Genomic DNA, 13,311 nt, shown 5'->3' with positions numbered 1-13,311 from the left:
CTCCGCCTCGCGTGGTCGGCGATCAGTCTAACACCGACTGACCGCTGGTCAGTCGAATGACCGGCAGTCGGTCAATCGGTTGACCGGCAGTCGGTCAGTCTGGTTCGCTGATCGACGCCCCCACCGGAGCCCCTCCCGGGGGCCATCCCCCGTGCGTCCTGTCCGAAGACTGCGAGGACCCATGACAATCGCGAAAGCAAACACATCGAGCACGGCGCGGGACCTCGGAGCCCGCTCCCCGGCGCCCGCCTGGCGGTTCTGGGCCAGCGCCTACAGCCTGCTGGTCCTGCTCACCGGGACCAACCTCCCCACGCCGCTCTACCGCGGCTACCAGCAGGACTTCGGCTTCTCCCCGCTGGTCGTGACGCTGGTCTTCGCGGTGTACGTGGGCGCGCTGGTCCCGTCGCTGCTCGTCGCCGGCCCCCTGTCCGACGCGGTCGGGCGTCGCCGCGTCCTGTTGCCCGCGATCGCGCTGGCCACCGTGGGCGCGGCGGCGTTCGCCCTCGCTTCCGGCGTCGCGTGGCTGTTCGTGGCCAGGGTGTTCCAGGGGCTGGCCCTGGGCGCGGCCTCCGGCACCCTCACGGCCGCCATCACCGAGTTCGAACCGAGGGGTGACCGCCGCCGCGCCGCGCTGGTGACCACCGTGGTCTCGGTGGGCGGGTTGGGCGCCGGCCCGCTGGTGGCCGGCGTGCTCGCCGAGTACGCGCCGGCGCCCCGGGTGCTCCCGTTCGCGCTGGAGATCGTCCTGCTCGTGGTGGCCGCCGTGTTGGTGGCGGCCATGCCGGAGACGCGCCCGCCCGGCCGGTGGCGCCCGCGTCGGCCGCAGGTCCCGGCCGAGGCCCGGCGGGTCTTCCTGACCAGCGGGGCCGCGAGCTTCCTCGCGTTCGCCGTGGTGGGGCTGGCCCTCAGCCTCGTCCCCACCTACGTGACGCGGCTGTCCGGCAGCGACAACCTCGTCCTGGCCGGCGGCGCGGTGGCGTTGATGCTCGCCTGCTCGTCGGTGGCCCAGGTCATGGCCTCGGGCCGGGCCTCCTCCTCCGCCCAGGTCGGCGGATTGGCCGTGCTCGCGGTCGGGCTCGTCCTGCTGGCGGTCGCCGGGTCGGTGTCCTCGCTGGTGCTGCTCCTCCTCGCGGCGATGGTCTCGGGCGCGGGCCACGGCCTGGCCTTCCTCGGTGGGCTCACCGAGGTCAACCGGGTCGCGCCACCCGACCGCAGGGCGGACGTGCTGTCCAGCTTCTACGTGATCGTCTATCTCGGCGTGGGCGTGCCCGTGATCGGCGTCGGCTTCCTGGCCACCAGGATCGGGCTGCTGCCGTCGGTGCAGTGCTTCGTGGCCGTGGTGGCCCTGCTGTGCCTGGTCGTGGCCGTCCTGCTCACCGTGTCCGCCCGCCGCGCGGCGGCCTCCACCTCCCGCTGACCAACCCGAAGGATTTCCCATGCACACCAACGCACTCGCTCACGCCTACGGCGACCTGCTGAAGGCGGCGAGCGCGCTCACCTCGGCGACCCCGCTCGACGAACGGGAACGCGCCGACACCGACTGGACCCTGGTCCACGTCGCGCTCAGCGACCGCCTCCTGGCCACCGCGGCCCGTGACGTCCTCGCCGGCACCTCGCCCCTGGTCGACAACTCCCCGGCCATGGATCCGGCGGCACTGTCGTCGTTGATCACGTCGACCACCCACGAGGGCCGCGTGGACCTGGTGCGCCGCAACGGCGCCGAGTTCCTCGGCCTTGTCCGGCGCACGCCCGAGGAGGCGGCGGCCGTCCCCGTCCGGCTCCGCGTCTTCGGCCGCGACGGGCGGCACGTCGCCGACGGCGAGACGACGTGGGGCGAGCTGGTTCGTCTTCGGGCGGAGGAACACCTGCCCGGCCACGCCGCCCGCCTGGCCGGCTACGTCGCGGCGGCCAGGAACCGGTCGACGAGGAGCTGACCCGTTCCTGGCCCGTGCCTCAACGTCACGGCTTCAGGCCGGAGGGCGTTCGGCCGCGAACGGACTGTCGGGTGGGAGCGCGTCCCGCGCGAGCGCCGAGGCGACGGCGCTGATCCCGTGGCGTAGACGACGGAAGTAGGTCGCCCGGCTGAGATGCAGGCGCCGGGCGACCTGGAGGTGGGTGCGGTTGCCGTCGAGGTAGTAGGCGCGCAGGATGCGCCCGGCCTCCACGTCGTTGGGCTCGCTGCCGTGCACGAGGGTGTCGATGGCCTCGACCAGCCGCTCCCGAAGTTGCCGCACCGTGGTGATCCCCGCCGTGCCGAGGAGGGCGCTGGCCGCCAGCGCTGACGGTTCCCGCAGCCGGGCCAGCGCCCACGCCACGTCGTCGGTCCGGTCCCTCTCCCCCGGCTGGATGGCGCGGAGCCAGTTCGGCAGCGCGGACACCGTGAAGTCGTTGCTGTAGACCTCGGGCGGGCGTCCACAGTGGAACACGTCCTCGCGCACCTCGCCGTGACGGCGGAATCGCAGGGTGTCCAGGATGAGCTGGTAGTCGGGTGTCGCGGTCGAGACGAGGAGCCGGCCGTGGCCGAGGGCGGTCCGGAGGATGTGGTGCAGCATCTGGGCGTGCGCGGCCGGCCGCGGGCAGAACGCCGCGCCCAGGAACAACCCGCCCGCCCCCTCGGTGAGGAGCGGGTCGGCGTGTTGTTGGAGCAGGGGCTCCATCCCGTCCACGGTCCGGTCCGTGACCGGAGCCAGGCGGACCAGGCCCACGACGCCGTCGTCGCCCTGTTCGGCCACCTGGAAACCCGCGAGGTCGTCGTCGAGCCAGTGGTGCACGAGGCGGTCGCACCGCCGGAGGTCGAACTCCCCCCGGACCGCCCACTGCCGCATCAGCCGTATGACGACCTCGGCGTCGGCGGGAGTCGCCGGACGGATCTTCACGGGTGGTCGTCTGGTCGGGAACAGCCGCTGCCGCAGGACCGGATCGCCGGAGAGGAACAGCGCCTGGGCGGTGAGCGCCCCGCGCGTTCGTTCGTCGGTGGCGCGGGCGAGCTGGCCGAGTCGGTACGCCGAGGCGCGGCGGCGCACGGCCTCGTGCGACTCCGGCGCGCGCCACCGGTAGGCGGTCTCGAACAGGGCCCGGTACGGCTCGGCGACCGCGAGCCCGCACGACTCCCGGCGCACGACGCTGAGGTCGGCCAGGCTGTCCCACTGGTCCGGTCTGGCTCGCAGCAACCGCTCGTCGGCGTTGCCCACGGTGGCCAGCAGGCGCAGCGCGGCGCGCCACCGGCGCCCCGGCATCTCCCGGCCGAGCCGGTCGAGGATCTCCGCGACCACCGCGTCGGCGATCGGCCCCTCCTCGCCGGGTGACATGCCTCGGTGCAGCGCCCGGCAGGCCGCCTCCGCGAGCAGGGGCACGCCCGCGGCCATCCGGACCACGACCTCCCGGGCGGCGGGGTCCGCGATCCCCGCCGCGACTGCCAGACCGTCGATCACGGTGTCCGACAGGGGCGACAGGGACAGCGGCACGGCCTGTGACCAGCCCGGCAACGACCGCAGGGGGCGCCGGGTCACCACGACCGCGCGGAGCCCCGGTGTCGCGTCCAGCGCGGTCCGGACGGCCCGGAGGCGTTCCCGGCCGTCGGCGTTGTCCACGACGACCACGCCGTCGTGCTGCGCCAGCCGCCGCCGCAGGTCCGTGTGTCCCGCCGGGGTGTCGAGGTCGACGACGACCGCCCCGTCGAGGTGGCGGACCACGTGGCTCTTGCCCACGCCGAGCGGGCCGGTGAGGTTCACCAGCGGACACGTGTCGACCATGTCCCGCAGCTCGGCGACGAGGCCGCGGACCGGATCGGTTTGTTCCGTAGCGCGCATGTGGCGTCCCCCTCGGCCGCTCGCCTGTCCTTCCTCCGGTGATGGTCGCGAAGGTATCCGGACGCTCAAGCCGTTCCGCCCCTCGCCAACCGCGATGGCCGGCGGCTTCCGACACGAGTCCCGGCCCAGAGGTGAGACTCTGTTGAGACTTCCGTCCTCCTCGCCGTCGTTACGGTCGGCCACGTCCACCTTGAGGGGCAGAGACAGGGAGGAAGGACTCACGATGACTCGACGTTTCGGCGGTGTGGCGGCCCGCGCCGTCCTGGCCGTGGTGACCGGGCTGCTGGGGTTGGCGGTCCTCGGCACCCCGGCGAGCGCCGCCACCGCCCAGTCCAATCCGAACGTGCGGTACACGACCTCGTTCCGCAACGCGGCGATCCACGAGATCCGCGCGTCGTACACGTGGAAGTGCCTCGACATCCGGGGCGAGTCGACCAACCCCGGCGCGGTGGTCCAGACCTACGACTGCAAGGGCAAGCTGCACCAGCGGTTCGCCTTCCTGCCGGTGAGCAACGACGGGCTGTTCTCCATCGTCGTGTTCGGCCGCTACTGCATCGGCGGCGCGAACGGGGCCACCCATGACGGCGCGCCCGTCGTGACGGCTCCGTGCACCGGCCCGTCCCAGTTCTTCCGCTGGGTGGACCGCGGGAGCAACCACTGGGAGATCGTCGAGGCGTCGAGCGGCCGGTGCCTCCAGGACAACGGCCCGCGCGCGCAGGTGACGTTGCGGGACTGCCCGCCGGTCCAGGAGCCGTACCCGTCGCTGTGGACGGCGATCTACGACCGCCAGTTCGACTACGGCAGCATCTGGGGCTGAGACCCTCGGGACGGCTGGGAAGCACCCTTGACCAGGTGCTTCCCGGCCGTCCCTCCGTCTCTGCCGTCGGAGGTGGTGGCGACGGCGCGGGGTCAGGGCTCCTCGCCGAACCGCACCGGGTCCATGTCGTAGCCGAAGTACCGGGGGCCGGCGAGTTCGATCCCGCCGGGCGTGTGCCACCGGGGGTCGGCGGGGGCGACGATCACCGTCAGGCGTTGGCCGTAGCGCAGCGCCTCGGTGGTCACGGCTGTTCCGGTCTCCGTGTCCAGCGTGCAGAGCAGGTCCGGCACCGAGGCCCGCACGACGCCGTCGACCTCGGCGATCAGGTGCTCGTTCTGGAACCGCAGCACCAGCTCGCCGCCGGCGTGCTCGTCCGTTCCGGACAGTCGCGCCTCTCCCCTGGCGAATCCGGTGACCGTCCGGCGCGCGACGTCCACCACCTTGCCGGAGAAGAGGCGCCCTCCCCGCAGTCGGGTCACCACCCCGTCCACCGGGTCGCGGTGCTCGGCCTTGCTGGTGCGCAGCAGCCGGCCCAACTCGCGGCACAGCGTGAGGGTCCCGGGGACGAGGCTCTCCCCGGCCTGCTGGCCGGTCATCGGGCACGTGGCGATCACGGCGGTGCAGCCCATGTCGATCGTGGCCGACCTGGCCAGGCGCTCGGCCCAGTGATTGTCCACAGTGTCCAGAACAGCCCGGTTGCCCTTCTCGTCGGCGATCACCATCGGCGTGGTGGGCACGCCGTACAGCGAGGGCAGCACCATCTGGAGTTCGGGAAAGGCGCGGCCCATCATGTCGGCGTCCACCAGGGGCACGTCCAGCCGCGCGGCGGCGACGAACGGGATCAGCGAGTTGACGCCGCCGGCCTCGGCGCACGCGATGTGCGTGACGGCGCGGCCGAGGTAGCCCGCCAGGGTGTCGACCACGAGCGCGACCTGGTCGACCGAGGGAGGTTTCTCCACCATCACGGTGGGCGCGCCCATGAGCGACACCGGCAGCACCACCGCGTCCGAGGGCAGGTCGTCCAGACCGACCAGGCGCACGGGGCCGTGGCGGCGCAGGGCGGCGGCGGCCAGGAGCCGGCCGATGTGGGGGTCCCCGCCCCCTCCGGTCCCCAGGATCGCCGCACCAGCAGCGATGTCCGGCAGGTCCTCGACGTCCACAAAGGACACTTTGGTCGTGGCCATCAGGGCTCCTCGGGGACGGCCGCGCCGGTCCCACCGGGGTAGGCCAGGTCGAGGTCACCGACCGCCCTGACGCGGATCCGGGTCGCGTTGCCCGGCAGGTACGGGAGGGGGACCTCGTCGACGTCGACGACGCGCACGGTGGCGGGGTCCGCTCCCGCGGCGACCGCCCGGTCCACGGCCTCCTGCGTCGCCTCCGCCACGGCCGCGTCCCGTCCGCCCGGCCTGATCGCGAACACGCGGTCGACCTCGCCGCCGATCTGCGCGATCGCGGCGCCGATCGCGTTGGCGACCGGGAAGTGTTCCGGGCGGCGCACGGACCCCGCGCCGGGGAGCGCGTCGGGCAGCAGGACCGAGCCGCCACCCACCACGACCACCGGGAGCGGCTCGGGTGACGTGCGCATCCGGTCGATCGCGTCGGCGACCTGAGCGACCACCTGGTCCATCGTGGCCCGCACCAGGTCCCGGTCGAGGCGGGCGACCCTGTCGGGGTCCCCGATCTCGGCTCGTCCGGCCGCCACCGCGACGTCGGTCGCGGTGAGGGTGTCCCCGCCGAACACCAGCGCGCGCGAGGTCAGCTCGTAGCCGACCGAGTCGGGGCCGACGCGCGCTCCGGTCGTGGCGTCGTCTCTGACCCGGCTGCCGCCGCCGAGCGCGAGGGAGACGACGTCGGGCATGCGGAAGTTCGTGCGGATTCCGGCGATCGTCACCTCGGTGGTGGCCTCCCGGGGGAACCCCCGGCGCAGCACGCCCACGTCGGTCGTGGTCCCGCCCACGTCCACCACGGCACAGGTGTCCACATTGGACAGCATCGCGGCCCCGCGCATCGAGTTGGTGGGGCCGGAGGCGAGCGTGGCCACCGGGTGACGGCGGGTGAAGTCGAGGTCCATCAGGGTGCCGTCGTTCTGGCTCAGGTACAGCGGCGCGGTGATCCCGAACCCCGCCACCGAGGAGGCCAGCCCGTCCACGATCCGCGCGGCCAGCTCGCGCAGCGCCGCGTTGAGGATGGTCGCGTTCTCCCGTTCCAGCAGGCCGATCCGGCCGATCTCGTGGGAGAGCGAGACCGCCACGCCCGGCAGCTCGGCGGCGACGATCTCCGCCGCCCTGACCTCGCACTCCGCGTTGACCGGCGAGAACACCGAGGTGATCGCGACGCTGCGGACCCCGTGGCGTCCCATGTCCTCGGCCGCGCGGCGCACCTCGGCCTCGTCCAGCGCGGCGATGCGCCGACCGTCGAACTCGTGGCCGCCGTGGACCAGGTAGGCGCGGCCGGAGAGGGCGTCCACCATCCTCCTCGGCCAGTCGACCAGCGGTGGCAGCGAGGCCGTGGCCGGCAGGCAGAGCCGGAGGGCCGCGGTCGGGGCCAGGCCCCTGGCCTCCAGGAGCGCGTTGACGAAGTGCGTGGTGCCGATCATCACGGCGCGCACGGCGGCCGGGGCGAACGCGCGCTGGCGGTGGAGGCCGTCGAGCGCCGCCATGATGCCGGACGTCACGTCCTCGGTGGTGGCGGTCTTCACCGTGGCGAGCACCCGGTCGCCGTCCATCAGCACGGCGTCGGTGTTGGTCCCGCCGACGTCGATGCCGATGCGCACGGCGTCCCTCCTCCCGCTCGCCTCGCGGCCGGCGACCCCGCTGGCCCGACACCAGGCAACCACGTTCCGTGCCCGTGGTCGACGGACCCCGAAACGACAACGAAAGGGCACTGGACGGACAGCGGCAGGTGCCGCCCGCTTCCGGCTCGGTGCTCGCACCTGGGCGAACAGTGCGGGCGGGTCCGCGCCGCCCGTTGTCCGGCCACGGGAGGGCACAGGGCTCCAGTCCACTCCATCGGGCTACCGCGGCCGCTCACCGAGGCGCGGGGCCACGGGTACAGCAGGGACATGACGGAGTTCGAACGGACCCAGCAGATGCCGGGGGACGCCGCACTGGTCTTCGCCCTGGCCAGCGACGTCTCCGCGCTCAACGACTGGCTGCCGGAGAACGTGCAGGTGGAGCCCTCCGACCGCGACCCGGGCGTGCTCCGCGCGCACGCGGTGACCGGGACGGAGGAACGCGACGAGATCGGCGTCGTCGACATCGACCGCGAGGAGTTCCGCATGGAGTGGGGCGGCCGGGACACCGACAGGTACACGGGCTGGTTCGAGGTGGCGCAGGGCGCGCCGGGGCACAGCACGGCCACCCTGCACCTGACCTTCCGGGGCGACCTGCCGGAGACGGCCAGCGGCGAGGCGGCCGAACAGGTCGACTCCGGCCTGCGCGCGGCGTTGGACCGGCTCGCCTCCCTGGTCGCCGAGCGCCAGCGGTAGCCGACCGAGGGGCGCGTGTCCGGCGATGACACCGGTCCGCGTCATCTCGGACCCAACCCCAGGTCAGCCCCCACCCGCCCTGGGGGGCGAGCCCCGCTCCAGCCTATCCAGGAACGACCGCCCGTCCAAGAGCATCAGCGCGCCCTGTGGATAACTCGGGCGCCTGTGGACAAACCCATCGCCCAACCGAACGACACGCTTGACACACGGAACACGAACCCTAACCAACGCCGGGGCTGGGAACGGCCTGTTGTCTCGCTCGGCACCGGCCCGTCCGATGCTCCGCTGACGCGGTCCGCCTCTCTTCCCGAGTCGGCGGACGTGCCAGTGACTCGCCGGCCATGCCAGGCGATGGCGCGTGGGCGCGTTCCCGCGACTCCTCCCGATGCGCCAGGATCTGCACGCGTGCCGACGCTCCGGGCGGCACGGGAGGAGGTGCGTGTGTCGCCGTCATCCGTCGTGGCCGGCCCGGACGTGGTCAGGGAGTTGCAGGAGAGGGCGGCCCGTGCGCTGCCCGCGCTGCACGTCGAGGAGGCGGACGGGTGGTGGCTGCGCCACAACCCGGGTTCGGTGTGGTGGGCGGGAACGGTGCTGCCGCATCGCGAGGCCGAGCCCGACGAGTTGGTACACCGGATCGCCCGGGCGGAGAGGTTCTACGCCGCCCGCGGCGCGGTCGCCCGGTTCCAGATCAGCCCAGGAGCCTGCCCCTCACGGCTCGACGCGGAGTTGGCCAGGCGTGGATACCGCCAGGAACGCCTGGTGTCGTTGCGGATGGCTGCGACCGCGCAGGTCCTGGTCCGCCTGCCGGACACGGCGATGCGGGTCGACGTGGAGGACCGCCCGACGCCCACGTGGTTTGACGGTTGGTACGCCGTGCACGGCCACGACAGCGATCCCGGCCTCGAACGGAGCATGCTGGAACGCGTGACGTCGCCGAGTGGTTACGCCCACGCAATGATCGGGAGCGAGGTCGTCGCGGTGGGACGCGCGGTCATCGACACCGGGTGGGCTGGCCTGTTCGGCATGGCCACACTCCCCCGGGCACGGGGGAAGGGCGCGGCCCGTAGCGTGCTGGCCGCCCTCGCCTGCTGGGCCGACGCGCACCGCGCCGACCACATGTATCTCCAGGTGGAACACGACAACGTCCCGGCTCTCCGGCTGTACGAGCGGGCCGGCTTCACCGAGGTCTGTCGTTACCACCACCGCAGCGCGGAATGACAGGGCCAAGCGCTGTTTGTGCCATGCAGCCTCGGTGTCAGACAGAGCCCAGCTCCTCCCGCACGTACCTCGCGGTGTCGGGCTCAAGCCCGGCGGCCACGACGTCGACGAGCCAGCTCTCCAGCGCGCGGTCCGGATCACCGAGTCGCCGCTCGCCGCCCTGGCGGTCCCGGACGACGACGACACCCCGTGACACGACCACCTCGGCGAAGGGGTGCTCGTCCGACTCGTTCACGATCCTGATCCCCCGGTAGCCGAGCCCGGTGGCCGGTGAGCCGTGCGCGGTGCTCGACAGGGCCGCCAGCCGCCGCACCAGTTCGGCGGCGGCTTCCCCGCCGAGTGGGAGCCGAGGGTTCGGCCGTCCGCTGTAGAGGTCGACCTCGATCTCCACGTTCTGCTTCCTCCTCGTCGCGGTGGTCTGCCACGGCCCCCTGTCCGTCGCAGGACGTCAGCACCCGTACCCACGGATGCGCCGCTGCTGTGTCCTACAGCTATAGAAGTACCCGCAGAAGTCCGTGTAGCGGCCGCGGTTCGCCGTCTTCGGGTCCTTGATCACCACATTGCTGTTGTCCAGGTTCGTCACGGCCGTGGCGCCCGGCTTGTGCCCCCAGAACCCGTCGGAGACATAGCGGTACCAGTGGTAGTCGTAACCGGGACCAACCACGAGCGCGATCAGCCAACGCGGCTTCTCCGGGTCGGGGAAACAGTCGATGTAACGGCGCCCCACTCCGTCACAGCGCGCCGCGCGGGTGACCTCGTCGCACCGGAGCGCCTGGTAGACGCTTCCGCAGCCGAGGCCGGGCTGGGCGAAGTTGTCGGTCCGCCAGTTGCTCGCGTAGTTGTAGCAGTTGTTGCACCAACGGACGGTCGAGTCGTTGTTCCAGAATCCCGGGTTGTACGGGGCGTGCTCGTAAAAACAGGTGGCCTGCGGGGCGGCCTCCTCGGGTTGTTCACCGGCGATGTCGGGGACGGACGCGGCGGCCGTGAAGCTCTGACTGGCACTGTAGTCCAGTTCCGTTGTCAGGAACTGCTGGAGGGGCGCCTCCAGCGGCGGAAGCTCGTCCTGCATCCGCACACTGGTGCCCTCCTGGCCCAGCAGACCGATGAGGCGCTCGCCGAGTTCGTCGGATCGAGGTCCCCGTGACTCCCGACCGACCGGCAGATAGACGCTCGACCCCAGCTCGAAGCCCTGGGCGAGTTCGTCGCTGAACAACTGGATTCTGAAACCGCGGAAGCCCAGCCCGCTGTTGGGCGGGACGTCCTCGGTGAGCAGGCTCTCCTCCTGGCTCAACGCGCGCAGGGTCTCCCGGACCCGCGCCTCGTCGTCCACCGTCCACACCGGATTCGGCCTTCCGGAGAACAGATCCGCGGCGATGCGTAGCATGATCGCTCCTCACGGTGGGTGAACCAGTTTTCTCGCACGGGACGAAACCGACGGTGAGCCGCACGCGATCAACGCGAACAAGCACACGGCTCGCCGCACAGCGAATGGCGTCAGGCTTGTCTGGTCCGTGTTCCTCGTCCCGGCGACGCCTACACGCCCGGCCCCGAGCACCATCCCTGTGAGTGAGGGTGGCCCTACGCACTGAACAGTCCCGCTGTTCCCGTCATCCGACGACCGACCCACATTCCTTGCCCCGCGACAATCACCGGCAGTCCTGACAGTCCTGCTGTCGCGCCCGGGAGGCGTGCCGAGCGCAGGTCGCTTCCGCGTCTGCCAGCCATTCGAGATACCGACGATCGAAGGTCACGCGGCCCTGGGAATCCGTTTTCGGGTAGATGCCGTATTCCGCCGCGCGGTCGTCGATCCACACAGCACCGTGATCAGGGCCGTTGACCACGAGCAGGTCGAACGTACCGCAGCCTAGGTGGCACAGGGGAAGCGTGCCATGACACAACGTGAGGTCAGCCCTCGCAGACCGTGTCCATGTCCCGCAGGAGGGCGTCGAGCCGCGCCCGGTCCGTCTCCAGTTGCCGCTCCATCTCCCGCAGTCGCCTCCCCAGCTTGGGGACGATGGAGAGGTCCGTTCCGGGCTCGATCACGAGCCGGGTGAGTTCCCGTCGGAGGTCGAGCACGGTCCGGCGGAGACGGACGAGCCTCTCCGCCTCGTCCTCGGCCACCCTGCGCATCGTCTTCCGGGGGGACTCACCGAATCCGGGGCTGTTCATCGCCTCTCCCTGGAGTTGGTTCGTCGTCGCCGGCGCGCTGCCTGGCCACGCTGGCGGCGCCGGGATGGACGGCGACGTCAGTCCTGGGGCGGGTTGGGCAGGAACGCGATCTCGTTCTGAGGCGCGGTGGGGTCGGAGGCGAACCTCTCCAGTTCGGCCTCCAGCTCGGTGATGTGGTCTCTCAGCCTCGGGACGACGGGCGGGTCCGTCCCTGGTGTGTTCTGGAGGGTCGCGAGCGTCTCCTGTTGCCCGGCGATGTTCTCCCGCGTCCTGAGGAAACGCTGTTCGTGCGCGGCCGCCTCTCGTTCCAGCACCTCGCACAGTTGCTCAGGATCCTTCTGGTTCCCCATGTCCCGCCCCCCTTCGGTCCGTCCTTCTCGAAGATCGCGAGATCGCGCGAGCGTCCTGGAGGGAGAACCCGAACTCCGTGGCGCCTCAGACAGGTGTCACTTCGGCGGCGTCCCCGTGCCGGTGCGCGGTGACCACGAACGGCGTCGCCCGGGGACGGAACACGCGACGTCCCACCTCGAAAGGCGCGACGACGCGGTAGTAGAGCGGGGTCACGCCTGGGCGTGACGCCCCGGTGGCAGTCGCGCTGGGCTCGAACGGGACGAGCGGCAGCGGCTCGTTGCCCACCACGAGACGCGGCACGCTCCCGAACTCGGAGAGGATCCATTCGAGGATCTGGCCCCTCTGGCCCCACTCCCCCGCGCGCACGTCGATGCGGTAGTCCAACCTGACCTGCTGCGGGCGCGGCCGGACGTACACCCCGGCCTCGGTGTCGTTGTCGCACTCCTCGCCACCGTCGGCCGCCAACGGCAGGACGGCCCACGGACTGACGAGGATGTGCGGGAGCCCGTCCACGGCAGGGCTCCCCGGAACGTTCATGATCGCTGGAACGGCCGTCGTGGTTCCGTTGTCCTCAACGAAGATCCGCCCGTGGAGTCGCGCCACGAGGGCGGCTTCGACATCCCGGACGACCTGCGAGCGCCAGGCGCACAGGTCGTCCACGCACGCCTCGAAGGCGTTTGTCCGGCTCGTCCCGCGCAGGCGCAGCACACCGACCGCACCGCGCAGCGCCGCGGGCATGTCCTCCAGGAAGAACCGCTGCAACTCCCACCGGTTCGCCTGGGCCAACCTGATGTAGCGGGACCACCGCGAGGAGCGGTCGTCCACGTCAGCGGCTGCTTCGAGGACGAGGTAATAGGGGCGGTCAGGGCAACCGGTCGCGGCGCGGTCGCCCCGCGTCCACAGGCGCAGCTCCGCGACCTCGCGCAGGTCCAGCGCCGGCTGGAACACCCGGTGCACGGACGGGACGGGTCCCGCCGGGGAGCCCGCGCACGCGATGATCCTCATGCCCGTGCCGTCCTGGCCGAGATGGCTCGCGCTCGCCTCGGCCGTGGCCGTCCACAGTCCCGTGGGGTCCGGAGCCCAGGGCACCGTGAAGTCGTCGACGAACCCGCTGTTCATCTCACGACCTAGGGGAGGGAAGCCTCATGGGGGATCGACGCCATGCCCCGAGAGTTCCCCACCCGTCCGGGGGGTGCGAGTTGGGCAGCCGGTTCCCACCGGAACGAGCGACAGCGGCTCTCCCCGACCGGGCAACGCCGCCCCGCCACCGACACACTCCGTCGCCACAGGCAACGGATCAGACGAGGCCGCACACCACCGGGTGTGGTTGTTCACCCCTGTCGGGCAGCGTTCAGGAAATCCGGCGGTCAGGACGCACGGCGGCCGGGAATTGTCACCCCTTGCCAGCACCATGGGGGCCGAGCGGGTGCGCGGGCGACGGTCCCGCCGCCGGGGGCGGC

The 13,311-nt window shown here is 71.9% G+C and carries 13 protein-coding genes; 5 read left to right on the top strand and 8 right to left on the bottom strand.

Annotated features, from left to right (window positions below):
* The first annotated feature begins 181 nt into the window (after positions 1-181).
* A complete protein-coding gene (locus tag LX15_RS17615) occupies positions 182-1,417 on the top strand; it encodes an MFS transporter (RefSeq protein WP_253670703.1) in 1,236 nt (411 codons plus the stop codon).
* A 19-nt stretch (positions 1,418-1,436) separates the two neighbouring features.
* Entirely contained in the window at positions 1,437-1,934 is a 498-nt protein-coding gene (locus LX15_RS17610) for a hypothetical protein (RefSeq protein ID WP_253670702.1), read from the top strand.
* Positions 1,935-1,967: 33 nt separating this feature from the next.
* Here LX15_RS17610 and LX15_RS17605 read toward each other — a convergent pair whose 3' ends face one another.
* Entirely contained in the window at positions 1,968-3,809 is a 1,842-nt protein-coding gene (locus LX15_RS17605; protein WP_253670701.1) for an ATP-binding protein, read from the bottom strand.
* 223 nt (positions 3,810-4,032) lie between these two features.
* Here LX15_RS17605 and LX15_RS17600 point away from each other — a divergent pair, with 223 nt between their 5' ends.
* Positions 4,033-4,626, top strand: coding sequence for an RICIN domain-containing protein (locus LX15_RS17600; RefSeq protein ID WP_253670700.1), 594 nt, complete (start codon positions 4,033-4,035; stop codon positions 4,624-4,626).
* A gap of 92 nt (positions 4,627-4,718) precedes the next feature.
* Here LX15_RS17600 and LX15_RS17595 read toward each other — a convergent pair whose 3' ends face one another.
* Entirely contained in the window at positions 4,719-5,810 is a 1,092-nt protein-coding gene (locus LX15_RS17595; RefSeq protein ID WP_253670699.1) for an S-methyl thiohydantoin desulfurase family protein, read from the bottom strand.
* Entirely contained in the window at positions 5,810-7,399 is a 1,590-nt protein-coding gene (locus LX15_RS17590) for a hydantoinase/oxoprolinase N-terminal domain-containing protein (RefSeq protein ID WP_253670698.1), read from the bottom strand. The genes LX15_RS17595 and LX15_RS17590 overlap by 1 nt, the downstream gene beginning before the upstream one ends.
* Before the next feature lie 288 nt (positions 7,400-7,687).
* Here LX15_RS17590 and LX15_RS17585 point away from each other — a divergent pair, with 288 nt between their 5' ends.
* Together LX15_RS17585 and LX15_RS17580 are read left to right on the top strand one after the other, a co-directional pair.
* A complete protein-coding gene (locus LX15_RS17585; protein ID WP_253670697.1) occupies positions 7,688-8,113 on the top strand; it encodes an SRPBCC family protein in 426 nt (141 codons plus the stop codon).
* Positions 8,114-8,554: 441 nt separating this feature from the next.
* On the top strand, positions 8,555-9,331 hold the full coding sequence (locus LX15_RS17580) for a GNAT family N-acetyltransferase (protein ID WP_253670696.1): 777 nt from the start codon (positions 8,555-8,557) through the stop codon (positions 9,329-9,331).
* Positions 9,332-9,368: 37 nt separating this feature from the next.
* Here the strand turns inward: LX15_RS17580 and LX15_RS17575 are convergent, their stop codons facing one another.
* The 5 genes from LX15_RS17575 to LX15_RS17555 all read right to left on the bottom strand — a co-directional run bounded on the left by LX15_RS17575 (position 9,369) and on the right by LX15_RS17555 (position 12,970).
* Entirely contained in the window at positions 9,369-9,722 is a 354-nt protein-coding gene (locus LX15_RS17575; RefSeq protein ID WP_253670695.1) for a hypothetical protein, read from the bottom strand.
* A 57-nt stretch (positions 9,723-9,779) separates the two neighbouring features.
* Entirely contained in the window at positions 9,780-10,715 is a 936-nt protein-coding gene (locus LX15_RS17570) for a hypothetical protein (RefSeq protein ID WP_253670694.1), read from the bottom strand.
* A gap of 521 nt (positions 10,716-11,236) precedes the next feature.
* Positions 11,237-11,500, bottom strand: coding sequence for a hypothetical protein (locus LX15_RS17565; protein ID WP_253670693.1), 264 nt, complete (start codon positions 11,498-11,500; stop codon positions 11,237-11,239).
* A gap of 77 nt (positions 11,501-11,577) precedes the next feature.
* The gene (locus LX15_RS17560; RefSeq protein WP_253670692.1) at positions 11,578-11,850 is read right to left on the bottom strand and encodes a hypothetical protein; all 273 of its coding nucleotides are present in this window, start codon (positions 11,848-11,850) and stop codon (positions 11,578-11,580) included.
* An 85-nt stretch (positions 11,851-11,935) separates the two neighbouring features.
* Positions 11,936-12,970 carry a hypothetical protein gene (locus LX15_RS17555; RefSeq protein ID WP_253670691.1) on the bottom strand — a complete coding sequence of 345 codons (1,035 nt, stop codon included), beginning with the start codon at positions 12,968-12,970 and terminating at the stop codon, positions 11,936-11,938.
* Positions 12,971-13,311: the final 341 nt, after the last annotated feature.

Source organism: Streptoalloteichus tenebrarius (assembly GCF_024171885.1).
GTDB classification, from domain to species: domain Bacteria; phylum Actinomycetota; class Actinomycetes; order Mycobacteriales; family Pseudonocardiaceae; genus Streptoalloteichus; species Streptoalloteichus tenebrarius.
This window is presented reverse-complemented; position numbering and strand designations above follow the sequence as displayed.